Below are 23,199 nucleotides of genomic sequence, written 5' to 3'. Positions count from 1 at the left end.
CGGTCGGATGCCGGTGGTGTGCCGGGCTCCTCAGCCCGTGTGCGCGTGCTCGACCTCGCAGTCGGAGCCCGGGAAGATCAGGCTCTCGTGGCCGTCGTCGAATCGCACGAGGTACGGCGGATCGCCGTCCTGGCCCCGCACCTCGATGATCTCGCCGTGCCGCTCCGCCTGCCCGACCTGCTTGCCGTGGATGACGAGGCGCTCGCCAATGACCGCATGCATCGTTGCATCCCCCTCCGCCACCTCTCAGGGTACGCTCGGCGCCTCGGCCCGGCCAGACCCCGTCCCGACCGGTGTCCCGGCGCCCTCCACGGCGCCCGCCGCCAGCAGTGCGGCCCACAGGTCGGCGCGCGCGTGGAACGTGGAGAGGTCGCGACCGAGCAGTCGTTCGGCGTGCTGGATCCGCGCACGCACCGTGTGCCGGTGCACGCCGAGCGCGCGGGCCGCGGCGTCGAAATGGCCGTTGCGCTCGAGCCAGGTGCGCAGGGTGGCGACGAGCGCCGTGCCCTCGGCGGCGTCGTGGGCGACGAGCGGGTCGAGCGACGCGTGCGCGACCTCGCGCGCGTCGGTGCGGGCGAGGTACGCGAGCACGCCCTGGCGGGCGACGGCGTCGAAGGTGACGACCACCGGGTCGCGCGACTCGGTCGCCCGCTCGTGCGCGCGCCGCGCCTCGTCGTGCCCGCGGGCGAGGTCGCCCCACGGCACCGGGCCCGCGACGCCGACCGCGACGCGGAAACCCCGCGAGACCTCGTCGACGAGCGCGCGGTCGGCCTGGCTCGTGCACAGCACCACGCGATCGGCGTCGCAGGCGAAGAACAGCGCGCCCTCGCGGGCGTCGACCTCCAGCTCGAGCCACTCGACGAGCGCGTCGACCGACTCCGGCGCAGAGGCGACCGCCACGTGCACGGGCCCCGCGGGGAGCGGGCCCCACAGCTGCCGGGCGATGCGGTCGGGCAGGTCGAGGTCGCCTGCGAGCAGCGCGTGCAGCAGTCCGGTGCGGAGCAGTCCGGTCGTGCGGTCGAGGTGGCGATGCTGCTCCAGCGCGAGCCCGGCCATGGCGATCACGGCCGTCATCACCCCGCGGCCGGCCCGATCGAGCCGGTCGGCGCCGCCGACGGCGAGCACGCCGCGCAGCGCGCCTCCGATGCCGAGCGTGTGCAGGCTCACCCGCTGGGGCCCGACCTGCACGGTCACGCTCGCGCGCTGGCCGCGGCGGAGCAGTTCGCGCGCCCCGTCGCGCACGACCTCGATGCCCGCCGCGTCGAGGTCGCCCGCCGGGTACTCGCGCTCGACGCGCCCGCCCGCGCCGACGAGGGCAACCCACTGCCCGAGCTGCCGTGAGAGCTCGGCGAGCGTGGCGCTCAGCCCGTCGGGACGGAGCGCCGCGAGCGCGAGCGCGCGCTGCGCACCGAGCGCCCAGGTGCGCCGCGCGTACGCCTCCTCGGCGATGCCGGTCGCGACCGTGCGGGCGATCGCGATGAAGGGGGTGCGGTAGGGCACCTCGACGAGCGGAAGGCGCCGGGACCGGCAGGCCGCCACGAGCGAGTCGGGCGTGCCCTCGCGGAGCACCTCGGTGCCGAAGCCGAGGCCGGCGACCCCGCGTTCGACGAGTCGTGCGACGTAGGCGTCGGCGAAGCCGGGCTCCGCGCCCTCGAATTGGCGCCCGGTCGTGAGCAGCAGCCCGCTCCCGTCGAGGAACGGGGTCGGGTCGGCCAGGTCCGAGGCGTGCGCCCAGTCGAGCGGCGCGTCCAGGGCGCCCTCGCGCAGCAGGTCCGCGTCGCCGACGAGGCGGAGGTCGAGCTCGCGCTGGTCGAGCAGGGTGCGCAGGGTGGGATGCAACGCGGGGCTCCGTCGGTCGGGAGGAAGGGGCATCCGTACTGTACAACCCGGCCAGTGCGTTCGCGTGAACTGTACGCCGTGTACGCGGCATTCGGTCGCCCGCGGAACCTACGATCGGACGAGACCGCCGACCGGCGCGCTCGCGAAGCCGCTGCCCGGCACGATCAGGAGGAGTCCGAGATGACGCTCGCCGAACCGCTCGACGCCACGGCGCCCGCCCCGACGGGCGGCCCCACGCTGCCGCAGGAGCGGCGGCTCGCCACCGCGATCCCCGGCCCCCGGTCGTCGGAACTGCTCGCCCGCAAGTCCGCCGCGGTGGCGCGCGGCGTCGGCCACGCGGCCCCCGTGCATGTCGTCGCGGCGGGCGGCGGCGTCATCGTCGACGCCGACGGCAACTCGCTCATCGACCTCGGCTCCGGCATCGCGGTCACGAGCGTGGGCAACAGCAACCCGCGGGTCGTCGACGCGGTCTCGCGCCAGCTCGACGCGTTCACCCACACCTGCTTCACCATCGCCCCGTACGACGGCTACGTGTCGGTCGCCGAGGCGCTGAACCGCCTCACCCCCGGCGACCACGTCAAGCGCAGCGCCCTGTTCAACTCGGGCGCCGAGGCCGTCGAGAACGCCGTGAAGATCGCCCGCCGGGCCACCCGGAAGCAGGCGGTCGTCGCGTTCGACCACGCCTACCACGGACGCACCAACCTCACGATGGGCCTCACGGCCAAGAACATCCCCTACAAGCACGGCTTCGGCCCGTTCGCCCCCGAGGTCTACCGGGCGCCGCTGTCGTACCCGTACCGCGACGGGGGGCTGAGCGGTGCGGATGCCGCTGCCCGCGCGATCCTCCAGATCGAGAAGCAGGTCGGGGCCGAGAACCTCGCCGCGCTCATCATCGAGCCGATCCAGGGCGAGGGCGGGTTCATCGTCCCCGCCGAGGGCTTCCTGCCGGCGCTCGCCGAGTGGGCGCGCGCGAACGACGTCGTGTTCATCGCCGACGAGGTGCAGACGGGCTTCGGCCGCACCGGCGCGATGTTCGCCATGGAGCACGAGGGCGTGGTGCCCGACCTGGTCGTCACGGCCAAGGGCATCGCGGGCGGCCTGCCGCTCGCGGCGGTCACGGGCCGGGCCGAGATCATGGACGCCTCCGACCCGGGCGGCCTCGGCGGCACGTACGGCGGCAACCCGCTCGCCTGCGCCGCGGCGCTCGCCGCGATCGACGCGTACGAGGAGGACGGACTGGTCGAGCGTGCCGGCGCGCTCGGCGAACTGCTGCTCGGACGCCTCGCCGAGCTGCAGGCGTCCGACCCGCGCATCGGCGACGTGCGGGGCCGCGGCGCCATGGTCGCGATGGAGCTCGTCGACCCGGTGACGGGCGATCCGGATGCCGCCCTGACGGCGGCCGTCGCCGCGCACGCGATCGCCCACGGCGTCGTCGTGCTCACCTGCGGCACGTACGGCAACGTCATCCGCTTCCTGCCGCCGCTCACGATCTCGGACGAACTGCTCCTCGAGGGCCTCGGAGTCGTCGCCGACGGACTCGCCGCATCGATGGAGGTATCCGCATGAGCACCACGAACGCCACCGCAGCCGCCGCCCGCGAGGCTGCGCTGCTCGCCGGCATCCCGACGCAGCTCTCGATCGGCGGCGAGTGGGTCGACGCGGCCGACGGCGCGACCCTTCCCGTGCGCGACCCCTCGACCGGCGAGGTGCTCGTGCACATCGCCGACGCGGGCGTCGACGACGGGGCGCGGGCGCTCGACGCGGCCGTCGCCGCACAGGAGTCCTGGGCCGCGACAGCGCCGCGGCAGCGCGCCGAGATCCTGCGCCGGGCGTTCGACCTGCTCCAGGAGCGCGCCGACGACTTCGCGCTGCTGATGACCCTCGAGATGGGCAAGCCGCTCGCCGAGGCGCGCGGCGAGGTGACCTACGGCGGCGAGTTCCTGCGCTGGTTCAGCGAGGAGGCCGTGCGGGTGCACGGCCGCTACGGGCTGAACCCCGAGGGCACGGGGCACATGGTGGTCTCGCAGCGGCCCGTCGGACCGTGCTACCTGATCACGCCGTGGAACTTCCCGCTCGCGATGGCGACCCGCAAGATCGCTCCCGCGCTGGCCGCCGGCTGCACCGTGGTCGTGAAGCCCGCCGCGCTCACCCCGCTCACGACGCTCGCCTTCGTCGCGTTGCTCGAGGAGGCCGGGCTGCCCGGCGGCGTGGTCAACGTCATCACCACCTCGCACTCGTCGGCGGTGTCGTCGCCGATCATCGCCGACCCCCGGCTGCGCAAGCTCTCGTTCACCGGCTCGACGCCGGTCGGGCAGGCGCTGCTGCGCGAGGCGGCGAACGGCGTGCTGCGCGTGTCGATGGAGCTGGGCGGCAACGCCCCGTTCGTCGTGTTCGAGGACGCCGACCTCGACACGGCCGTCGACGGCGCGATGCTCGCGAAGTTCCGCAACATCGGCCAGGCCTGCACGGCCGCGAACCGCTTCATCGTGCACGAGTCGGTCGCAGACGAGTTCGCGGCCCGGGTCGCCGAGCGCGTGCGCGCGATGCGCGTCGGGCGCGGCACCGAGGAGGGCGTGCAGATCGGCCCGCTCATCGACGACCGGGCGGTCGCGACGACGGGCGAACTGGTGGCCGACGCGGTCGGGCGCGGGGCGACGGTGCTCGCCGGCGGCGAAGCATCCGACGGCCCCGGCTCGTTCTTCGCACCCACGGTGCTCTCGGGGGTCGCGGCCGGCTCGCGCCTGCTCGCCGAGGAGATCTTCGGGCCGGTGCTCGGCATCACCACGTTCGCCGACGAGGACGAGGCCGTGCGGCTCGCCAACGCGACCGAGTACGGCCTGGTCTCGTACGTGTTCACGCAGGACCTCGCGCGCGGGCACCGCATGATCGACCGGCTCGACACGGGCATGATGGGCCTGAATGCGGGCGTGGTCTCGAACGCGGCGGCGCCGTTCGGCGGCGTGAAGCAGTCGGGCCTCGGCCGCGAGGGCGGGTTCGAAGGCATCCACGAGTACCTCTCGACGAAGTACACGCTGATCCCCAGCTGACCCGCGGCCGACGACGGGTGCGCCCGTAGACTGTCGGGGTGCCAGTGAACCCCGAGCTGATGGGCCGCGAATTCGCGCCCACCGAGCCCTACCTCGTCGGTCGCGAGAAGGTGCGCGAGTTCGCGCGCGCCGTGTTCGCGACGAGTCCGATCCACTTCGACCCCGAGGCCGCGCGCGCGGCCGGCCACGCCGACGTGGTCGCCCCGCCGACGTTCCCGGTGGTCGTGCAGGAGCACACGCTCGCGCAGCTGCTCGCCGAGCCCGACGCGGGCATCGACTTCAGCCGCGTCGTGCACGGCGACCAGCGCTTCAGCTACTCGCGCGCGGTCGTCGCGGGCGACGAACTGACCGCGACCCTGGCCGTCACGAGCGTGAAGACGCTCGGCGGCAACGCGATGGTCACGGCCGAGTCGACGATGACGGATGCCTCCGGAGCGCACGTCGTCACGGCGATCTCCACGCTCGTGGTGCGGGGGGACGACGCATGACCGCCGCATCCGCCGCCGCTGCCCCCGCAACGCCAGACCTCGCTTCGCTCGCCGTGGGCGACGTCGTCGCCGAGCGCACCGTCGCACTCTCGCGCGACTCGCTCGTGCGCTACGCCGGCGCATCCGGCGACTTCAACCCGATCCACTACCGCGACGACGTGGCCGCGTCGGTCGGCCTGCCCGGCGTGCTCGCGCACGGCATGCTCACCATGGGCATCGCGGTGCAGCCGGTCGTCGACTGGGTGGGCGACCCCGCCCGCGTGGCCGACTACCAGGTGCGGTTCACGCGCCCGGTCGTGGTCGACCCCGCCGACGGCGCCGAGCTGTCGATCGTCGCGAAGGTCGGCCGGCTCGACGCCGAGGCCGGCACCGCGCGCATCGACCTCACCGTGAGCGCCGCCGGGGCGACCGTGCTCGGCAAGGCCCAGGTGCAGGTGCGGCTGGCGTGACGGACGCGGTGCCCCTCGCCGAGCTGACCACCCTGCGCGTCGGCGGCCCGGCCGCCCGCATGGTCACCGCGACCACCGAGGACGAGCTCGTCGCGCTCGCCCGCGAGACGTGGGAGGCGGGCGGGCCGTGGCTCGCGCTCGGCGGCGGGTCGAACCTGCTCGTCGGCGACGAGGGCGTGCCCGGCACCGTGATCCGCATCGCGACCACGGGCATCGCGACCCGCGCCGGCGACGACCCGCACACCGTGCGGCTGCGCGTGCAGGCGGGGGAGCGCTGGGACGACCTGGTCGCGTACACCGTGTCGCGCGGCTGGTCGGGCATCGAGGCGCTGTCGGGCATCCCGGGCAGCGTCGGCGCCGCGCCCGTGCAGAACATCGGCGCGTACGGGCAGGAGCTCGAGGCCGTGCTCGTCGCGATCGACTTCCTCGAGGAGGACGCGGACGCCCCGCGCCGCATGACCGCCGCCGAGCTCGAGCTCGGCTACCGCACGTCCGTGCTGAAGCAGGGGCTGCGCGGCATCGTCCTCGCGGTGGAGCTCGAGTTGCACGACACCTCGCCCGAGCGCGACGTGCTGGGCGGTGCGCTCGGCGTGCCGGTGGCGTACCCGCAGCTCGCGAAGGCGCTCGGCGTGCAGCTCGGCGACCGCGTGCCGGTCGAGGCCACGCGCGCCGCGGTGCTCGCGCTGCGCTCCTCGAAGGGCATGGTGCTCGACCCCGACGACCACGACTCGTGGAGCGCCGGCTCGTTCTTCACCAACCCGATCGTCTCCGAGCACGTGGCGCGCACGATGCCGGCCGACGCCCCGCGCTGGTACGTCGAGCCGGAGGCGCCGCCCGAGGTCGTGCCGCTCACGGCGCTCGACGCGAGCCCGCTCGAGCAGTTCCTCGCGCACCAGGCCGAGGCCGGGGCATCCGATGCCGAACCCGACGCTGCGGCGGGGACCGACGACGACGAGGTGCTCGTGAAGCTGTCGGCCGCGTGGCTCATCGAGCGCAGCGGCATCCCGCGCGGGTTCGCCCTGCCCGGCTCGCACGCCGCGGTGTCGAGCAAGCACACGCTCGCGCTCACGAACTGCGGCGGGGCGACCGCCGACGAGGTCGTGCAGCTCGCGCGGTTCGTGCGCAGCCGGGTGCAGGCCGAGTTCGGCATCCTGCTCGAGCCCGAGCCCGTGTTGGTCGGCACGGAGCTGTGAGCGCCGCGACCGGGCCGCGAACAACGAGCCCGGCTCGAATTCGTCGGGTCCGGTAACGTCCCGGTCACACGACGCGGGTACCGTCGATCGGGTGAGCACCATCGAGACAGACGCCCAGCAGTCCGGCCGCGCCCAGGCGACGGAGTCGGTCGACCGCCCCCTGCGCGCCGACGTCAGGCTCCTCGGCGAGCTGCTCGGACGCGTGCTGCGCGAGGCCGGCGGCGAGGGCCTGCTGGCCGACGTCGAGCACCTCCGCGGCCTCGTGATCCGCGCCTACGACGGCGACACCGCCGCGCTCGAGGAGGCCGAGGCGTTCGTCGACGGCCTCGAGATGGAGCGCGCCGAGCAGGTCGCGCGCGCGTTCACCGTGTACTTCCACCTCGCGAACCTCGCCGAGGAGCACCACCGCGTGCGCGTGCTGCGCGAGCGCGGGGCGAACGGGGCGGATGCCCCCGCCGACTCGATCCCCGGCGCGCTCGCGCTGCTGGCCGACGAGGTCGGCGCCGACGAGGCGAACCGGCGCCTGCGCGAGCTGCGCTTCCACCCCGTGTTCACGGCGCACCCGACCGAGGCCCGGCGACGGGCGGTGGCCTCGGGCATCCGCCGCGTCGCCGACCAGCTCTCGAAGCTGCACCTCGCCGTCGCGGGCACCCCCGCGTATGCCGAGGCGGAGCGGCGGATGCTCGAGGAGATCGACATCCTCTGGCGCACCTCGCCGCTGCGCACGACCCGGCCCACCCCGCTCGACGAGGTGCGCACGGTCATGAACGTGTTCGACCAGACGCTGTTCGAGGCGGTGCCGCGCGTGTACCGGCTGCTCGACGACGCCCTGCTGGGCGCCGAGGCCGGTGCGGAGCCGGCCCGGGCCACCCCGTTCCTGCGGCTCGGCACCTGGATCGCGGGCGACCGCGACGGCAACCCGTACGTGACCGCGTCGACCACGAAGGCCGCCGCGGCGATCGCCTCCGAGCACGTGCTGCTCGGCCTCGAGCGTGCCGCGACCCGCATCGGCCGGGCGCTCACGCTCGACACGGGCGACACCCCGCCCGACGCGGCGCTCGCCGAGCTCTCCCGGCGCCAGCAGTCGCTCGCCGAGGAGCAGGCCACCCGCATCGGCACGCGCGCACCGAACGAGCCGCACCGCAAGGCGCTGCTCGTCGTGGCCGAGCGCATCGCCGGCACCCGCCTGCGCGACGCCGACCTCGCCTACGGCGGCCCCGAGGAACTGCTCGCCGACCTCCGGACCATCCAGGGCTCGCTGGTCGCGGCCGGTGCCGCGCGCAGCGCGAACGGCGAGCTGCAGCACCTCATCTGGCAGGTCGAGACCTTCGGCTTCCACCTCGCCGAGCTCGAGGTGCGCCAGCACTCGAAGGTGCACCGCGACGCGCTGGCCGACGTCCGCTCGGGCGGCGAGCAGGCCGAGATGACCGCCGAGGTGCTGCAGGTGTACCGCACCATCGCCTCGCTGCAGCGTCGCTACGGCGTGAACGCGGCCCGCCGCTACATCGTCTCGTTCACCCAGTCGGCCGACGACATCGCGAACGTGTTCGCACTCGCCGAGGCGGCGCTCGGGCCCGACGAGCAGCCGGTGATCGACGCCATCCCGCTGTTCGAGACGTTCGCCGACCTCGACGCGTCGACCGACATCCTCGATGCGATGATCGAGATCCCGCAGGTGCGCTCCCGGCTCGAGCAGACCGGCCGGCAGCTCGAGGTCATGCTCGGCTACTCGGACTCGTCGAAGGACGTCGGGCCGGTCTCGGCGACCCTCGCGCTGCACGACGCGCAGGCGCGCATCGCCACCTGGGCCGAGCGCAACGAGATCGAGCTCACGCTCTTCCACGGCCGCGGCGGCGCACTCGGTCGCGGCGGCGGCCCGGCGAACGAGGCCGTGCTCGCCCAGCCCGCGGGCTCGGTCGACGGGCGCTTCAAGATCACCGAGCAGGGCGAGGTCATCTTCGCCCACTACGGCGACCCGGTCATCGCGGTGCGGCACGTCGAGCAGATGGCCGCGGCCACGCTGCTTGCCTCGAGCCCCGCCAACGAGCGCGCGAACACCGCGGCCAAGGCCGAGTTCACCGGGCTGGCGGCCGACCTCGACCGGGTGTCGCGGAAGCGCTTCTTCGACCTGGTGAAGGCCGACGGCTTCGCGCCGTGGTTCGCGCAGGTCACGCCGATGGAGGAGGTCGGGCTGCTCGCGCTCGGCTCGCGTCCTGCGCGCCGCGGCCTCTCGGTCGAGTCGCTGGAAGACCTGCGGGCCATTCCGTGGGTGTTCTCGTGGACCCAGGCGCGCATCAACCTCACCGGCTGGTTCGGGCTCGGCTCGGCGCTCGCCGCGATCGAGGACGACGCGGTGCTGCACGACGCATTCGCGCGCTGGCCGCTGTTCCGGTCGATGATCACGAACGTCGAGATGTCGCTCGCGAAGACCGACCGGCGCCTCGCCGAGCGCTACCTCGCCCTCGGCGACCGCGACGACCTGGCCGCCCTCGTGCTCGACGAGATGGACCTCACCCGCGAGCAGGTGCTCCGCGCGAGCGGCAACGACGTGCTGCTGCAGGAGCGTCCGGTGCTCGGCCGCGCCGTGCGCCTGCGCAGCCCGTACGTCGACGCGCTCTCGCTGCTGCAGCTGCGCGCCCTGCGTGCCGTACGCCAGGAGGAGCAACGCGACCCGACCGACGAGCACCACCGGCTGCTGCTGCTCGCCGTGAACGGCATCGCGGCGGGCCTGCAGAACACGGGCTGAGCGGCGCAGACCGGCCAGTTGCACCGGTGCGCACGCCCGTCATCGATGTGCGCTCATGTGAGCAGGCGGGTATGGTGCCTCGGGTGATACCCGAGCACTGGCACCCGCACCACCGTTCCACCGATGACGAGCTCGTCGGCTATCTCGCACCCGTCGACGGCGTCGCCCGGCGCACGAGCGTCGACGAGGAGGGTCCGGTCGTGGCGATGACGCTGCTGGGCACCGCGCTCGGCGATGTGACCGGCCCCGGCGTGGCGCGCATGGCGCTCGACGCCCATGGCCTCGAGGTGCTCGAGGAGCGCTGGTGGTGCCGCCTGCCCGAGCCGCTCACGGAGGAGCGCGTCGCCGCCGGTGAGCCCGAGGAGTACTGGGAGTGGCGGCCGGTGGTCATCGCCGAGTCGGGGGCGGCGGAGTGCGTCGTGCGCCTCGCGTTCCCGGGCGACTCCGAGCAGGATGCATCCGCCGTCGTGCCCGTGCCCGCCGCCGGCGTGCTTCGCTTCGAGGAGCCGACGCCCGCGTTCCAGTAGCCCGCGGCCGGCCCGCCTTTGAGGGCCGGTAGGTTGGCAGCCATGACCGACGAGGCCTGGCCCACCGACACCGCGACCCTCGAGTGGGCCGACCCCGCGATCGGCCTCGCCTCGCTGCCCGAGCTGAGCGGGTTCGACTTCCTGACGGGCATGCTCGAGGGGCGCATCCCGCCGCCGCCGATCGCGTCGACCATGGCGCTGCAGCTGGTGTCGGTCGGCGACGGCACCGTCGACTTCGAGGTGACCCCGCACGCGCGGCACCTCAACCCGCTCGGCATGGTGCACGGCGGCCTCGCCTGCACGGTGCTCGACACGGTGGTCGGATGCGCCGGGCACACCACGCTCCCCGTCGGAGTCGGCTACACCTCGATCGACCTGCAGGTCAGCTACCTGCGGCCGATCATGCCGACCACCGAGCCGCTCCGCGCCGTCGGTCGCGTCGTGAAGGGCGGCCGCCGCGTCATCTTCACCGAGGGCGAGCTGCTCGACCCCGCCGGCAACGCCCTCGCCACGGCGACCAGCTCGCTGCTCGTCATCGACCGCCGCGGCAACTGACCCGGGGCCCGCGGTCAGAGCAGCCCGAGCTCCATCGCGCGGGTGACGGCCCGGGTGCGGTCGGAGACGTCGAGCTTCTCGAAGACGTGCTGCAGGTGCGTCTTCACGGTGGCCTCGCCGATGAACAGCTCGGCGGCGATCGCGGGGTTGCTGCGGCCGTCGGCCACGAGGCGCAGCACCTCGAGTTCGCGCGGCGAGAGCGCGGGGGAGTCGGATGCCGCGGGCGCGGCGCCCGTGCGCACGCGCGCGACGAGCTTCGCGGCGATCGACGGGGCCAGCACGGTCTCGCCGGCGGCGACCGCGCGCACGCCGGCGACGATCTCGTCCTGTGGGGCGGCCTTCAGCAGGTAGCCCGAGGCGCCTGCCTCGATCGCGCCGATGATGTGGTCGTCGGTCTCGTAGGTCGTGAGCACGAGCACCCGCGTCGCGCGGCCCGCGTCGGCGGCCTCCGCGAGGATGCGCTCGGTCGCGGCGGCGCCGTCGAGCCCGGGCATCCGCAGGTCCATGAGCACGAGGTCGGGCGCGTGCTCGGCGGCCAGGCGCACGGCCTCGAGGCCGTCGGGCGCCTCGGCGACGACCTCGATGTCGTCGAACGCGGCGAGCATGCCGGCCAGGCCGCCCCGCACGATGGGGTGGTCGTCGGCCACGATGATGCGGATCACGGGTTCGCCTCCGGGGTTCGGGCGGCGGAGGCATCCGTCTCGGCAGTGGGCACCGGCGCGCTCAGCGGCACGACCACCGTGAGCGCGGTGCCGCCCGCCGGACCCGGCTCCAGCGAGACCGTGCCGCCGACGAGCGCGACCCGGTCGCGCATGCCCGCGACGCCGAAGCCGCCGTCGGCGCCCGGCTCGGCGCCCGGTCCGACGCCGTCGTCGAGCACCGTGAGTACGACCTCCCGCGCGCTCGCCGCGGCCTCGATCGATGCACGCGACGCGTGCGCGTGCTTGCGCACGTTCGCGAGCCCCTCCTGAGCGCAGCGCAGCAGCACGACCTCGAGTTCGCGGTCGAGCCCCGGCGCATCCGCCGTCGTCTGCACCGCGACGCCCGTCTCACGGGCGAACCGCTGCCCGAGCCGGGCGAGCGCCTCGGCGAGCGTCGACTCGACCCGCACGGGTGCCATCGACGCCACGAGCGACCGGGCCTCGGTGAGCGCCTCGCGGGCCATCTGCTCGATGAGCTCGACATCGGACGTTGCCGAGGCGACCCCTTCCGCCGACCCGCGCGCGAGTTGCCCCCGCGTGCGCTGCGCCACCATCACGAGCCCGGTAAGCGACTGGGCGATCGTGTCGTGGATCTCGCGTGCGAGCCGCTCGCGCTCGGTCGCCATGCCGGCGTCGCGGTGCATCGCCGCGAGCTCGCCCTGCGCGGCCTGGAGCTCGTCGAGCAGCTGGGCCCGTTCGGCGCCGTAGGCGGCGATCCGGGCGATCCAGAAGCCCAGCGCGAGCGAACCCGCGAGCGACACGACCGCGATGCCGAGCCCGGTTGGCAGCCCCGGCAGCCCGAGCCGCACCGTGTAGCCGATGACCACCGCAGCGGCGGGGAAGACGTTGCCGATGACCGCCAGCCGCATGGTCGCCGCGCTCCACCATGCGAACGGGTAGATGAACGCCTGCACGAGTGCGAACGACGGTTCGACCGAGGTGCCGACCGCGAGCGTGGCGGAGAGCGCAGCGACCGGCCCGAGGTGGTGCAGCAGCGACGGGCCGGCGAGCCATCGCCTCGCCCATGCCGCGTAGATGACGACGAAGCCCGCGATGGCGGCGAACGTCACCCAGTCGGTCGCCCCGTACGGGGTGTCGACCAGCGCGAAGACCGTCGCGGCGACGGCCGTGGCCGCCGCCGCGAGGTCCCACCAGTGCTTGCCGCCCATGTGCTCAGCCTGTCACGCGTCGCGGCGGATCCAGCGGAACGTCACCCGCGAGATCACGAGGCCGACGACCAGCCAGATGAGCAGCGCGATCGCGACGCCGCCGAGGTCCCAGGTGCCGGTCTGCTCGAGCACCTCGAAGTCCTCGGGCAGGAACACCGCGCGCATGCCCTGCGCCATCCACTTCAGCGGGAAGACGCTGGCGATGTTCTGCATCCACTCGGGCAGTTGGTAGAACTGCAGGTACACGCCCGAGATGAACTGCAGCACCAGCACGATCGGGATGACGACCGCGGTCGCGGACTTGGCCGAGCGGGGCACCGACGAGAGGGCCACGCCGAGCAGCGCCGAGGTGGCGATGCCGAGCACGAACACCCACGCGAAGGTGACCCACTTCTCCGGCTCGGTCGGCAGGCCGACACCGAAGAACACCGCGGCCACCACGAGCAGCAGTGCCGCCTGCAGCACGCCGGTCACGAAGACCTGGCCCATCTTGCCGATGAAGAACGCGATCGGCGACAGCGGGGTGCCGCCGAGGCGCTTCAGGGTGCCGTCGCCCTTCTCGCCGGCGATGTCGACCGCGAGGTTCTGCACGCCCGAGAGCAGCAGTCCCGCGGCGAGCAGGCCGGGCAGGTAGTACTCCGCGAAGCTCACGCCCTCCATTCCCGGGCCGGGGGTGATGTCGCCCATGGAGCTGAACGCGGTAGCGAAGATCGCCAGCATCACCACGGGGAACAGGAAGGTGAAGAACACCGCGTCGGGGGTGCGGAAGTACCCCTTGGTCTCGTAGCCGACGCGTGACGCGCCGGTGGTCATGATGCTCATGATGCGACCTCCTCGGTCTGCTGCTGGTGCGACAGCTCGGCGGCCTCGCCGACGAGCTCCAGGTAGATGTCCTCCAGGCTCGGGCGCACGATCTCGAGGCCCGCGGGCTCGCGCCCGATGCGCTCGACGATCGCGGCGACCAGCGTGCCGGGGCGGTCGGTGCGCTCCTCGCGGGGCGTGCCGTCGGCCTCGCGCCAGCGCACGATCGGCACGCGCGCCTCGGCGCCGCCGATCTCGTCGATCGCGCCGATGTCGACCAGCTTGCCGCCGGCGATCACGCCGGCGCGGTCGCTGAGCTGCGCCGCCTCGTCGAGGTAGTGCGTGGTGAGCAGGATGGTCGTGCCCTCGCGCTTCAGGTCGCGGATGAGCGTCCAGAAGTCGCGCCGGGCCTGCGGGTCGAAGCCCGTGGTCGGCTCGTCGAGGAACAGCAGTTCCGGTCGGCCCACGATGCCGAGCGCCACGTCGACGCGCCGGCGCTGACCGCCGGAGAGCTTCGCGATGCGCGTCTTGGCCTTGTGCTCGAGCCCGACCGCGGCGATCACCTCGTCGACGTCGCGCGGGTTCGGGTAGAACCCGGCGAAGTGGGCGAGCTGCTCGCGCACGGTGAAGGCGCCCTGCTCGCCGGTCGACTGCAGCACGATGCCGAGCCGGGCCTTCCAGTCGAGCTTGCCGTGGGCCGGGTCGACGCCCAGGACGGATGCCTCGCCGCCGGAGCGCTTGCGGTATCCCTCGAGGATCTCGATGGTGGTGGACTTGCCCGCGCCGTTCGGCCCGAGCAGTGCGAAGGTCTCGCCGCGTGCGATCTCGAACGTGATGTCGTCGACCGCGGCGACGGACCCGTAGTGCTTGGTGAGGCCGCGCACGTAGAGCGCCGCCTCCGCGTCTCGGCCGCTCATCGCGGCATCCGTCTCGTTCATGCTTCCAAGGTGGCAGCGACGGATGCCGCCCGGTAGCGCCCGGACGCCGGATTTCCGGCATCCACCGATCGGGGGATGCCCGCTCCTCCTGCCGGTGCCGGCAACCCATCGGCGACCCATCGCCGACTCACAGCCGATACACACCTGACCCGGGCAGCATCGCCCCCATGGCAGCCATCGAGCGCAACCGTGACGAGCACGCCGAGGTCGAACAGGTCGTCGACCGCCTCTCCGAGAGGTTCACCGAACTGCCCCGCGGGGTCGTTTCCGACGTGGTGCACCACGTGCACGACGGGATGGAGGGCAACCCGATCCGCGAGTACGTGCCGGTGCTCGTCGAGCACGGCGCCAAGGAGCAGCTGCGGCAGATCCGCCGGGGCAGCACCGCGCCGGTTCCGGTTCAGCCGGGAGCGGGTGCGCCCCCGGCGCGGCAGGTCGCCGCGCCCTGAGCGCACCCGGAGGCCCCGCGGCATCCGACCCGGGCGGGGTCGGTGCAGCTAGGCCCCCACGAGCAGGTGCGGATGCTGCGCCTCGACCACGTTCGGGTGCGCACGCAGCCGGCTCTTCAGCCAGTTCTCGCCGAACACCGCGTGCAGCGGGTTCGCCGGGTCGTCGGTCGCGCCCGCGGCCTCGGCGGCGAGCGCCGGGGGCAGCGCGATCGAGGGGATGCGCGCGTCGAGCGAGGGCCCGTGGAAGTACGGGATCGAGATGCGCTCGGTGCCGGGCTCGGGTGAGACCACCCGGTGCAGCGTGGCCTTGAGGTAGCCGTCGGTCGCGATCTCGAGCAGCTCGCCGATGTTCACCACGAACGCGCCGGGCGGCGGGGTCACGTCGATCCACTCGCCGTCCTTCTCGACCTGGAGGCCCGCCTTGCCGTCCTCCACCGAGAGCAGCGTGAGCACGCCGAGGTCCTTGTGCGCGCCCACGCCCTGCGCGGGCTGCTCGGCCTCGACGCCGGGGTAGCGCACGATCTTCAGGTACGGCGTCGACGGCGTGAACGCGGCGTCGAAGGTGTCGGCGGGCGCCCCCAGCGCCTCGGCCCAGGCGCGCAGCAGGCGCGTGCCCACCTCGTCGAGGCGCGCGATCCACTCCTCGGCGACCTCGCGCAGCTCGGGCAGCGCCCCGGGCCAGAGGTTCGGGCCCTGCAGGGTCCAGTAGTCGGGCACGTCGTCGCCCGCGGGCACGGCGGGGCGCTCGGCGCCGATGTCGATCTGCTCGCGGATGTCGACGCGGCCCTGCGTGCGCTCGCCGCCCATGCGCGTATAGCCGCGGAAGTGCGGCGAATCGACGTTCTCGATCGCGAGCTTGTGCGACTCGGGCAGCGCGAAGAACGCACGCGCGACCTCGTAGGCGCGGTCGATGAGCCCGACGGGCACGCCGTGGCCCACGAGCGAGAAGAAGCCGACCTCGTGGGTCGCGCGGCGCAGGTCGTCGCGGAACGCGGCCTGCTGGGCAGGCGTGCCGTTCAGCAGGGAGAGGTCGAGTACGGGGATGCCGGTCATGATGACGGTCCTTTCAGGGGTGCCGGGAGAGGGTGCGCCGTCGATGCGGCCCCGGCATCCTGCTGCGTCGGCCCCGTGGCATCCGATCGGGTGGAGAGACCCCGGAGCGGATGCCGCTGGACGGACGCGGGCGCGTCGGATGCGGCGTGAGCGGGCTGCGGTCGGCGGCGCGGAGATTCGCGCCCTGGGGTCGTCGGGGAGACGACCGCCTAGCGGCGACAGCAGCGACAGGTGTTGGTGCTCACGATGCGGTCACGCTAGCACGAGCGAGACGGCGATCGCGAGCATGATGACGCAGATGACGCCGTCGAGCACGCGCCAGGCGCGCGGGCTCGCGAGCACGCCGCCGAGCAGGCGCGCGCCGTAGCCGAGCGCGGCGAACCAGGCGAGGCTGCCGAGCGCGGCGCCGAGCGCGAAGGTCCAGCGGTCGTCGCCGTAGGTGGCGCCGATCGAGCCCAGCAGCACGACCGTGTCGAGGTAGACGTGCGGGTTGAGCCAGGTGAGCGCGACGCAGGTGAGCACGACCGGCAGCAGGGCCGTGCGGGTGCGGGGTGCGGTGGTGGTGACGGATGCCCGGGGTCCAACCGCCGGTGCGGGGGTGCCGTCGCCCGCTGCATCGACCACCAGCCCCTCGTCGGTGCCGCGGATCGCGCGCCGCGCCGCGAGCACCCCGTAGCCGGCGACGAACACCGCGCCCGCCCAGCGCGCCACCTCGACGAGCCACGGCACGGCCTGGATCGCCGCGCCCATGCCGCCCACGCCTGCGGCGATGAGCACCGCGTCGCTCGCCGTGCAGATCGCCACGACCGCGAGCACGTGCTCGCGCCGGATGCCCTGGCGCAGCACGAACACGTTCTGCGCGCCGATGGCGATGATGAGCGACAGGCCGAGGCCGAGGCCTGCCGCGAGCACGGTGAGATCCACGGATGCGACGCTAGGCGCCCCGCGCGATGAAATCCAGCTCAGGATTCTGACGCACCATTAGCATCGCTTCATGGAGATTCCGCTCGACCTGGCCCGCACGCTCGCCGCGGTGGTCGATGCGGGCACGTTCGAGGCCGCCGCGGCCGAGCTCCGGGTGACCCCGTCGGCGGTCTCGCAGCGCGTCAAGCAGCTCGAGCAGCGGCTCGGGCGGGTGCTCGTCGTGCGCGCCAGGCCCGTGCGCGCGACCGAGGCGGGCGCCGTGGTGGTGCGCCTCGCGCGGCAGCTCGCGCTGCTCGAGCAGGACGCGCTCGCGGCGTTCGGCGGCGACCCCGGGGCATCCGACCGCCCCGCCGTGCTGCCGCTCGCCGTCAACGCCGACTCCCTCGCCACCTGGTTCCTGCCCGCGCTCGCCGGCGTCGAGCGGCGTCACCGGGTCGTCTTCGACCTGCACCGCGACGACCAGGACTTCACCGCGGGCCTCCTCGAGTCGGGCACCGTCATGGGGGCCGTCACCTCGCGCGCCGAGCCGGTGGCCGGATGCCTCGTGCGGCCGCTCGGCGTCATGCGATACCGGGCCGTGGCGACGCCCGACTACGTGGCCCGCTGGAGCGTCGACGCCGACGGGAGCGCGCTCGCCCGCGCGCCGCGCGTCGACCTCGACCGACGCGACGACCTCCAGGCGCAGTACCTGCACGCCCGCGGCATCGACGCGGCCGGCTCGCCCCGGCACTTCGTGCCCGCCTCGAACGACTTCGCCGCCGCCGTCAAGCTCGGCCTCGGCTGGGGGCTGCTGCCCGGGTTCCAGTCGGACGCCGAGCTCGCCGACGGCAGCCTGGTGCCGCTCGGCGGACCGCCGGTCGACGTGCCGCTGCACTGGCAGCAGTGGAACCTCGGGTCGCCTCTGCTCGACGCCGTCGCCGAGGCCCTCGCGCAGGAGGCGGCGACCGCGCTGCGTCCTCAGAGGTTGTGACCGACGTCCCAGAGCCGGTCGGGCCGCCCGTCGATCGCCTCCGACACCGCGAACGCCTGGTCGTCGGAGAGCGAGGCGACGTAGTCGATCACCCCGCGGCCGATGCCGAGCGCACGCACCGCCGACGGCTCGGGCAGCGGCACGCCCTCGGGCCGGTCGATGCGGATCGCCGCGTACCCGTCGGTCGCGATCTCGACGAGCTCGCGCAGCCGCTGCGGCACGCGGTCGCGGTCGTCCTCGTCGTGGATCCACGCCGTGAGCCCCTTGACCGCGCGGGTCAGCACGCGGCTGAGCCCGCGCTGGTACATCACGATGTCGGAGCGGTCGAGGATGAAGTGCCGGTGCACGAACTTCAGGATCTCCACCTCGTGCCACGCGCGGCGGTCCAGTGTCACCGGGCCGGCGCGCACGACGTCGGCCGGGGCGGGCTCGACCGACGCCTGCAGGTGGCCGATCCAGCGGTTCGTGAACGACGAGAGTGCGCGCTCGGCGGCGATCGAGCCGTCGAAGGGGCTCGCGAGCAGCCCGTCGACCAGGTCGTCCGCGACGACGCCGACGGCGTCGCGGAACGCGTCGTCGTCGGCGATCCAGTCGTCGCCCCGGCGGAGCTTCCGGCGCAGCCCCTCGAGCGCGCTGCCGGCCGGGGCCGCGCGCCCGCGCAGCGCCTCGTCGTCGAGGCGCCGCAGTGCCACGCCGTCCTCGATCCAGCCGCGGAACTCGCGCGCGACCGCGCCCTGGCCGAGGAGCCCCGCGCGGTGGAAGTCGTCGACGTCGTGGATCGAGTAGGCGATGTCGTCGGCGATGTCCATGATCGAGCACTCGAGCGACTGCTTCAGGGCCGGATGCCCCTCGCGGGCGGCCTGCAGGTCGGCCGCGTCGATCCCGTAGGCCGAGTACTTCGCGACGCGCGGCCCGCGCGGCGTGCGCGTGAGCCCGCGGGGGAGCGGGCCGTCGCCGAGCGCCGCGGCATCGAGGTGGGCGGTCCACGGGTACTTCGCGACCGCGCTGCGCACCGCCGCCGTGAGGTTCAGGCCGAGCGGCGCGGACTCGCTCACGTCGAGCGTCGCGAGGATCCGGTACGTCTGCGCGTTGCCCTCGAACCCGTCGGGCAGGCCCAGCGCGTCGCGCGCGAGCCGGTCGAGCACGCGCTCGCCGAGGTGCCCGAACGGCGGGTGACCGAGATCGTGCGCGCTCGCCGCGGCCTGCACGGCCACCGCGTCGCACCCGTGCTCGCGGGCGAACGCGTGCGTCGGGGCATCCGCGTCGACCAGCGTCACCGCGATCGCGCGCGCCACGGCGGTGACCTTGATCGAGTGGCTCAGCCGGTTGTGGATGAGCGGACCCGCGCCCGGCTGTCCGATCACCTGGGTCACGGCCGACAGGCGCGAGAAGTACGGCGAGAAGCGCACGCGCTCGAGGTCGAGACGGAACTGCGAGTGGTCGCCGACGACGTCGGCGCTGCTCGGCGGCTCCGGCACGAGGCGGGTCGCGCGCGCCATCGGCCCGCTACCCGAACAGGCGCTGCAGGCGCTGCACGCCCTCGAGCAGGGCGTCGTCGCCCAGCGCGTAGCTGAGCCGGAGGTAGCCGCTCGGGCCGAACGCCTCGCCGGGCACGGCGGCGACCTCGGCCCGCTCGAGCATGAGGTCGGCGAGCTCGAGCGACGTGGTCGGCGTGGTGCCCGCCCACTCGCGGCCGAGCAGGCCGGTCACGTCGGGGTAGACGTAGAACGCGCCCTCGGGCACCGGCACGGTCACCCCGTCGATCTTCGACAGCTCGGCGACGATCGTGCGGCGACGGCGGTCGAACGCGCGGCGCATCTGCTCGACCGGCTCCTGCGGGCCGTTCAGCGCGGCGATCGCGGCGCGCTGCGAGATGTTCGACACGTTCGAGGTCAGGTGCGACTGCAGGTTCGCCGCGCCCTTCATGACGTCGGCGGGGCCGACCATCCAGCCCAGGCGCCAGCCCGTCATCGCGTAGGTCTTGGCGACGCCGTTGACCAGGATCGTGGTGTCGGCGAGCGCCGGGACGGCCTCGACGATCGAGGTCGCGCGCGGGGGCGCGGCATCCGGGTCGCCGTCGATGTCGGCGTAGGTGAGGTTCTGGTAGATCTCGTCGGTGATCACCCAGATGCCGTGCTCGAGCGCCCACTCGCCGATCTCGCGGGTCTGCTCGGCCGTGTAGACCGCGCCCGTCGGGTTCGAGGGGGAGACGAAGAGCAGCACCTTGGTGCGCGGGGTGCGCGCGGCCTCGAGCTGGTCGACCGTGACCCGGTAGCCCTGGTCGGCGCCCGCGAACACGTCGACCTGGGTGCCGCCGGCGAGGCCGATCGCCTCGGGGTAGGTGGTCCAGTACGGGGTCGGCACGAGCACCTCGTCGCCCGGGTCGACGAGCACCTGGAACGCCTGGTACACGGCCTGCTTGCCGCCGTTGGTCACGACCACCTGGCTCGGCGCGACCTCGAGGCCCGAGTCGCGCAGCGTCTTCGCGGCGACCGCCTCGCGCAGGTCGGGCAGGCCGGCCGCGGGCGTGTAGCGGTGGTTGCGCGGGTCGCGCACGGCCTCGAGCGCGGCCTCGACGATGTGCTCGGGCGTCGCGAAGTCGGGTTCGCCCGCGGCGTAGGAGATGATGGGCCGGCCCTCGGCCTTGAGGGCCTTCGCCTTCGCGTCGACCTTCAGGGTCGCGGACTCGGCGATGGCGGCGATTCTGGCGGAGAGACGGTGCTGCGCAGTCACCCCACCAGCCTACCGAGGAGCGCATGCCGCGGGCAGGTCGGCACGTCCCGATCGCGCGCGGCGTCCGGACGGTTCGCCGGAGCGTGCCGCGGTTGCCAGAATGGACACTCGATGCAACAGAAGACGACACCGGATGCCACGGGCAGCCGCCGCCCCCGATGGCGCGCGGTGCTGCTGTGGTCGCTCGTCGCGCTCGCGGCGCTGGTCGTCGTCGTGCTCGTCGCGCGCTGGCTGCGCACCCTGCCGGCGATCGAGGAGTTCATCGCCGCCTACCCCGGCACGTCGGCGCTGCCGGAGGGCGCGCCCGTCGGCATTCCCGCCTGGCTCGCCTGGCAGCACTTCCTGAACGCGTTCTTCCTCGTGCTGCTCGTGAAGACCGGGCTCGTGCTGCGGGCGAAGCAGCGCCCGAAGGTCTTCTGGAGGCGCGACAACACCCGGGGCATCCGCACGAAGGGCGCGCCGCGGCGCATCGGCATCGACCTCTGGCTGCACCTCTGGGTCGACGCGCTGTGGATGCTGAACGGCGTGCTGTACGTCGTGCTGCTGTTCGCGACCGGCGCGTGGATGCGGATCGTGCCCACGAGCTGGGACATCGTGCCGAACGCGATCTCGGCCGGCATCCAGTACGCCTCGCTCGACTGGCCCGTGCACGACGGCTGGGCGACGTACAACGGGCTGCAGCTGCTGTCGTACTTCGCGACCGTGTTCATCGCCGCGCCGCTCGCGTTCGTCACGGGGCTGCGGCTCTCGTCGGTCTGGCCGCAGCAGGCGTCAGGGCTGAACCGCGCCTTCCCCGAGCGGCTCGCCCGAGCCGTGCACTACCCGGTCATGCTGTACTTCCTGGTCTTCACGGCGGTGCACGTCACGCTGGTGCTCGCCACCGGCATCCTGCGCAACCTCGACCACATGTACCTGGCCCGCGACACCGAGACCTGGCTCGGGCTCGTGGTCTTCGCGCTCTCGGTCGTCGTGATGGTCGCGGCGTGGGTGCTGGCGCGCCCCGCGCTGCTGAAGCGCATCGCCGCGCGCTCCGGCCAGACCTGGGGCTGAGCGGGCCCGGGGGCTGAGCATGGCTCGGTTGGACTGGCCGCGCGGCATCACCTAGACTGTCTGAGGTTGTGAACGCAGCCAAGCTTCTCCGTGCCCGCAACCGGGGCGAATCCCACGACTGACGGGCACGAGGAAGCCGCACGTTCATGACACCGTCGGCCGCGATGTGCGCGGTCGAAGGGCGGTGGCTCAATTGGTAGAGCAGCGGTCTCCAAAACCGCAGGTTGCAGGTTCGAGTCCTGTCCGCCCTGCGAGTCGGCAGTGAATGCCGGCCCATGAAAGGTGTACGAGGTGGCCCGAAGAGTAACCGACGAACCCAGCGAGGATGTCGTCGCCAAGGCGAAGCAGGATCGCGCGGCTCAGCGCAACCCGTTCGCCCGGATCGCCCTGTTCATCCGACAGGTCATCGCAGAACTGAAGAAGGTCGTCACCCCGACCCGGCGCGAGCTGGTGAGCTTCACCATCGTCGTGCTGGTCTTCGTGCTCATCATGATGGGCATCGTGTGGGGCCTCGACCAGGTCTTCAGCTGGCTCGTGATCTACGTCTTCGGTACGCCGGGCGTCTAGATCCGGGCCGGGCCTGACGAGCGGCGGCGCGATCCGCCCCCGGAACCGAAATCGAAGGACTGAGAACACGTGGCAAAGACTGAGCGCGAGGACGTCGACTGGGCGACCGCTGCCGAGCAGTCGTCCGAGGACGACGAGGCCCAGGAGGGCAACTCGCTGGCGCGCGACGAGCAGTCGGTCGAGCCCGCTGAACACCGCGCGGTGCACATCGTCGACGACGAGGGCAACGACGTCGACCTCGACGCCGTGCTCGACTCGCTCGCCGAGGCGAGCGACCCCGAGGCCGACAAGGTCGTCGACGACGCACTCGACGTCGACAGCGCCGAGGAGGCCGAGGCTGCGGCCGAGGCCACCGAGGAGGAAGAGGAAGAGGCGCACGACCCCTACGAGGAGTTCCGGCGCGAGCTGCGCTTCCTCCCGGGCAAGTGGTACGTCATCCACTCCTACGCAGGCTTCGAGCGCCGCGTGAAGGCGAACATCGAGCAGCGCCGCGAGACCATGGCCATGGCGGACTACGTCTACCAGGTCGAGGTCCCGATGGAAGACGTGGTCGAGATCAAGAACGGCCAGCGCAAGATGGTCAACCGCGTGCGCATCCCCGGCTACGTGCTCGTGCGCATGGAGCTCAACGAGGAGAGCTGGTCGGTCATCCGCCACACCCCGGGCGTCACCGGCTTCGTGGGCAACGCGCACAACCCGACCCCGCTCCGCTTCGAGGAGGCCTTCGGCATGCTGAAGAGCCTCGTCGAGCCGAAGGAGGCGCCCGTCAAGGCCGGCAAGGCCGCGGGCGGCGCCGCCGCAGCGCGTCCGATCCCCGCCGAGGTCGACTTCGAGGTCGGCGAGACGATCACCATCAAGGATGGCTCGTTCGCGGGCCTGCCCGGTTCGATCAGCGAGATCAAGCCCGAGAGCGGCAAGCTCACCGTGCTCGTCTCCCTGTTCGAGCGCGAGACCCCGGTCGAGCTCAGCTTCGACCAGGTCACCAAGCTCTAGCGGGCAT

The 23,199-nt window shown here is 73.3% G+C and carries 23 protein-coding genes and 1 tRNA gene; 14 read left to right on the top strand and 10 right to left on the bottom strand.

Annotated features, from left to right (window positions below; all coding sequences use genetic code 11):
- Positions 1 to 30 precede the first annotated feature (30 nt).
- Positions 31 to 222: a DUF1918 domain-containing protein gene (locus QMG39_RS05220; RefSeq protein WP_281882813.1), complete on the bottom strand. Its 192-nt coding sequence runs from the start codon at positions 220 to 222 to the stop codon at positions 31 to 33.
- Between the two features lie 24 nt (positions 223 to 246).
- Positions 247 to 1,839, bottom strand: coding sequence for a PucR family transcriptional regulator (locus QMG39_RS05215; RefSeq protein ID WP_281882812.1), 1,593 nt, complete (start codon positions 1,837 to 1,839; stop codon positions 247 to 249).
- A 180-nt stretch (positions 1,840 to 2,019) separates the two neighbouring features.
- Here QMG39_RS05215 and gabT point away from each other — a divergent pair, with 180 nt between their 5' ends.
- The 8 genes from gabT (at position 2,020) to QMG39_RS05175 (ending at position 10,844) form a co-directional block, all read left to right on the top strand.
- Entirely contained in the window at positions 2,020 to 3,405 is a 1,386-nt protein-coding gene (gene gabT, locus QMG39_RS05210) for a 4-aminobutyrate--2-oxoglutarate transaminase (RefSeq protein ID WP_281882811.1), read from the top strand.
- Entirely contained in the window at positions 3,402 to 4,886 is a 1,485-nt protein-coding gene (locus tag QMG39_RS05205; RefSeq protein WP_281882810.1) for an NAD-dependent succinate-semialdehyde dehydrogenase, read from the top strand. Before gabT ends, QMG39_RS05205 begins: the two co-directional genes overlap by 4 nt.
- A 38-nt stretch (positions 4,887 to 4,924) precedes the next feature.
- Positions 4,925 to 5,374, top strand: coding sequence for a MaoC family dehydratase N-terminal domain-containing protein (locus QMG39_RS05200; RefSeq protein WP_281882809.1), 450 nt, complete (start codon positions 4,925 to 4,927; stop codon positions 5,372 to 5,374).
- Positions 5,371 to 5,823, top strand: coding sequence for a MaoC family dehydratase (locus tag QMG39_RS05195; RefSeq protein ID WP_281882808.1), 453 nt, complete (start codon positions 5,371 to 5,373; stop codon positions 5,821 to 5,823). Before QMG39_RS05200 ends, QMG39_RS05195 begins: the two co-directional genes overlap by 4 nt.
- On the top strand, positions 5,820 to 7,016 hold the full coding sequence (locus QMG39_RS05190; protein WP_281882807.1) for a UDP-N-acetylmuramate dehydrogenase: 1,197 nt from the start codon (positions 5,820 to 5,822) through the stop codon (positions 7,014 to 7,016). Before QMG39_RS05195 ends, QMG39_RS05190 begins: the two co-directional genes overlap by 4 nt.
- Positions 7,017 to 7,107: 91 nt before the next feature.
- Positions 7,108 to 9,762: a phosphoenolpyruvate carboxylase gene (locus tag QMG39_RS05185; RefSeq protein WP_373878303.1), complete on the top strand. Its 2,655-nt coding sequence runs from the start codon at positions 7,108 to 7,110 to the stop codon at positions 9,760 to 9,762.
- Between the two features lie 71 nt (positions 9,763 to 9,833).
- Positions 9,834 to 10,289 carry a hypothetical protein gene (locus tag QMG39_RS05180; RefSeq protein WP_281882806.1) on the top strand — a complete coding sequence of 152 codons (456 nt, stop codon included), beginning with the start codon at positions 9,834 to 9,836 and terminating at the stop codon, positions 10,287 to 10,289.
- A 42-nt stretch (positions 10,290 to 10,331) separates the two neighbouring features.
- The gene (locus tag QMG39_RS05175; RefSeq protein WP_281882805.1) at positions 10,332 to 10,844 is read left to right on the top strand and encodes a PaaI family thioesterase; all 513 of its coding nucleotides are present in this window, start codon (positions 10,332 to 10,334) and stop codon (positions 10,842 to 10,844) included.
- A gap of 14 nt (positions 10,845 to 10,858) precedes the next feature.
- On the opposite strand, the gene QMG39_RS05170 is transcribed toward QMG39_RS05175, so the two are convergent.
- Genes QMG39_RS05170 through QMG39_RS05155 form a run of 4 tightly spaced genes read right to left on the bottom strand, consistent with a single transcriptional unit; the run spans position 10,859 to position 14,453 of the window.
- Positions 10,859 to 11,506 carry a response regulator gene (locus QMG39_RS05170; RefSeq protein ID WP_281882804.1) on the bottom strand — a complete coding sequence of 216 codons (648 nt, stop codon included), beginning with the start codon at positions 11,504 to 11,506 and terminating at the stop codon, positions 10,859 to 10,861.
- Positions 11,503 to 12,714 carry a sensor histidine kinase gene (locus QMG39_RS05165; protein WP_281882803.1) on the bottom strand — a complete coding sequence of 404 codons (1,212 nt, stop codon included), beginning with the start codon at positions 12,712 to 12,714 and terminating at the stop codon, positions 11,503 to 11,505. The genes QMG39_RS05170 and QMG39_RS05165 overlap by 4 nt, the downstream gene beginning before the upstream one ends.
- 12 nt (positions 12,715 to 12,726) lie before the next feature.
- The gene (locus QMG39_RS05160; RefSeq protein WP_281882802.1) at positions 12,727 to 13,536 is read right to left on the bottom strand and encodes an ABC transporter permease; all 810 of its coding nucleotides are present in this window, start codon (positions 13,534 to 13,536) and stop codon (positions 12,727 to 12,729) included.
- The gene (locus tag QMG39_RS05155; protein WP_281882801.1) at positions 13,533 to 14,453 is read right to left on the bottom strand and encodes an ABC transporter ATP-binding protein; all 921 of its coding nucleotides are present in this window, start codon (positions 14,451 to 14,453) and stop codon (positions 13,533 to 13,535) included. The genes QMG39_RS05160 and QMG39_RS05155 overlap by 4 nt, the downstream gene beginning before the upstream one ends.
- Positions 14,454 to 14,620: 167 nt before the next feature.
- Here QMG39_RS05155 and QMG39_RS05150 point away from each other — a divergent pair, with 167 nt between their 5' ends.
- The gene (locus tag QMG39_RS05150) at positions 14,621 to 14,902 is read left to right on the top strand and encodes a three-helix bundle dimerization domain-containing protein (protein ID WP_281882800.1); all 282 of its coding nucleotides are present in this window, start codon (positions 14,621 to 14,623) and stop codon (positions 14,900 to 14,902) included.
- A 48-nt stretch (positions 14,903 to 14,950) separates the two neighbouring features.
- Here QMG39_RS05150 and QMG39_RS05145 read toward each other — a convergent pair whose 3' ends face one another.
- Both QMG39_RS05145 and QMG39_RS05140 read right to left on the bottom strand, forming a co-directional pair.
- On the bottom strand, positions 14,951 to 15,955 hold the full coding sequence (locus QMG39_RS05145) for an isopenicillin N synthase family dioxygenase (protein WP_281882799.1): 1,005 nt from the start codon (positions 15,953 to 15,955) through the stop codon (positions 14,951 to 14,953).
- Between the two features lie 252 nt (positions 15,956 to 16,207).
- Complete coding sequence (locus QMG39_RS05140; protein ID WP_281882798.1) at positions 16,208 to 16,879, bottom strand: LysE/ArgO family amino acid transporter; 672 nt, start codon at positions 16,877 to 16,879, stop codon at positions 16,208 to 16,210.
- 70 nt (positions 16,880 to 16,949) lie between these two features.
- Between QMG39_RS05140 and QMG39_RS05135 the strand changes: the two genes are divergently transcribed.
- A complete protein-coding gene (locus QMG39_RS05135; RefSeq protein ID WP_281882797.1) occupies positions 16,950 to 17,849 on the top strand; it encodes a LysR family transcriptional regulator ArgP in 900 nt (299 codons plus the stop codon).
- On the opposite strand, the gene dgt is transcribed toward QMG39_RS05135, so the two are convergent.
- Together dgt and QMG39_RS05125 are read right to left on the bottom strand one after the other, a co-directional pair.
- Positions 17,837 to 19,348, bottom strand: a complete 1,512-nt coding sequence (gene dgt / locus QMG39_RS05130; RefSeq protein WP_281882796.1) for a dGTP triphosphohydrolase — start codon at positions 19,346 to 19,348, stop codon at positions 17,837 to 17,839. The two genes, QMG39_RS05135 and dgt, sit on opposite strands and share 13 nt — an antisense overlap.
- A gap of 7 nt (positions 19,349 to 19,355) precedes the next feature.
- Complete coding sequence (locus QMG39_RS05125) at positions 19,356 to 20,582, bottom strand: pyridoxal phosphate-dependent aminotransferase (RefSeq protein WP_281882795.1); 1,227 nt, start codon at positions 20,580 to 20,582, stop codon at positions 19,356 to 19,358.
- A gap of 111 nt (positions 20,583 to 20,693) precedes the next feature.
- On the opposite strand from QMG39_RS05125, the gene QMG39_RS05120 reads away from it, so the two are divergent.
- From QMG39_RS05120 to nusG, 4 genes are all read left to right on the top strand, one after another.
- Positions 20,694 to 21,632: a cytochrome b/b6 domain-containing protein gene (locus QMG39_RS05120; RefSeq protein WP_281882794.1), complete on the top strand. Its 939-nt coding sequence runs from the start codon at positions 20,694 to 20,696 to the stop codon at positions 21,630 to 21,632.
- A gap of 178 nt (positions 21,633 to 21,810) precedes the next feature.
- Positions 21,811 to 21,883, top strand: a tRNA-Trp gene (locus tag QMG39_RS05115).
- Between the two features lie 40 nt (positions 21,884 to 21,923).
- On the top strand, positions 21,924 to 22,199 hold the full coding sequence (gene secE, locus QMG39_RS05110) for a preprotein translocase subunit SecE (RefSeq protein WP_281882793.1): 276 nt from the start codon (positions 21,924 to 21,926) through the stop codon (positions 22,197 to 22,199).
- 69 nt (positions 22,200 to 22,268) lie between these two features.
- Entirely contained in the window at positions 22,269 to 23,192 is a 924-nt protein-coding gene (nusG, locus tag QMG39_RS05105) for a transcription termination/antitermination protein NusG (protein ID WP_281882792.1), read from the top strand.
- The last annotated feature ends 7 nt before the right edge of the window (positions 23,193 to 23,199 follow it).

Source organism: Agromyces rhizosphaerae, from assembly GCF_027925245.1.
GTDB lineage: Bacteria > Actinomycetota > Actinomycetes > Actinomycetales > Microbacteriaceae > Agromyces > Agromyces rhizosphaerae.
The sequence above is the reverse complement of the archived record's forward strand: the minus strand, read 5'-3'. Positions and strand labels throughout refer to the sequence as shown.

Excerpts from the sequence above, each read along its gene's own strand:
- QMG39_RS05220 (WP_281882813.1), bottom strand. The coding sequence starts at position 222 with ATGCATGCGGTCATTGGCGAGCGCCTCGTCATCCACGGCAAGCAGGTC.
- gabT (WP_281882811.1), top strand. The coding sequence starts at position 2,020 with ATGACGCTCGCCGAACCGCTCGACGCCACGGCGCCCGCCCCGACGGGC.
- QMG39_RS05205 (WP_281882810.1), top strand. The coding sequence starts at position 3,402 with ATGAGCACCACGAACGCCACCGCAGCCGCCGCCCGCGAGGCTGCGCTG.
- QMG39_RS05195 (WP_281882808.1), top strand. The coding sequence starts at position 5,371 with ATGACCGCCGCATCCGCCGCCGCTGCCCCCGCAACGCCAGACCTCGCT.
- QMG39_RS05180 (WP_281882806.1), top strand. The coding sequence starts at position 9,834 with ATGGTGCCTCGGGTGATACCCGAGCACTGGCACCCGCACCACCGTTCC.
- QMG39_RS05175 (WP_281882805.1), top strand. The coding sequence starts at position 10,332 with ATGACCGACGAGGCCTGGCCCACCGACACCGCGACCCTCGAGTGGGCC.
- QMG39_RS05165 (WP_281882803.1), bottom strand. The coding sequence starts at position 12,714 with ATGGGCGGCAAGCACTGGTGGGACCTCGCGGCGGCGGCCACGGCCGTC.
- QMG39_RS05160 (WP_281882802.1), bottom strand. The coding sequence starts at position 13,536 with ATGAGCATCATGACCACCGGCGCGTCACGCGTCGGCTACGAGACCAAG.
- QMG39_RS05155 (WP_281882801.1), bottom strand. The coding sequence starts at position 14,453 with ATGAACGAGACGGATGCCGCGATGAGCGGCCGAGACGCGGAGGCGGCG.
- QMG39_RS05150 (WP_281882800.1), top strand. The coding sequence starts at position 14,621 with ATGGCAGCCATCGAGCGCAACCGTGACGAGCACGCCGAGGTCGAACAG.
- QMG39_RS05145 (WP_281882799.1), bottom strand. The coding sequence starts at position 15,955 with ATGACCGGCATCCCCGTACTCGACCTCTCCCTGCTGAACGGCACGCCT.
- QMG39_RS05135 (WP_281882797.1), top strand. The coding sequence starts at position 16,950 with ATGGAGATTCCGCTCGACCTGGCCCGCACGCTCGCCGCGGTGGTCGAT.
- dgt (WP_281882796.1), bottom strand. The coding sequence starts at position 19,348 with ATGGCGCGCGCGACCCGCCTCGTGCCGGAGCCGCCGAGCAGCGCCGAC.
- QMG39_RS05120 (WP_281882794.1), top strand. The coding sequence starts at position 20,694 with ATGCAACAGAAGACGACACCGGATGCCACGGGCAGCCGCCGCCCCCGA.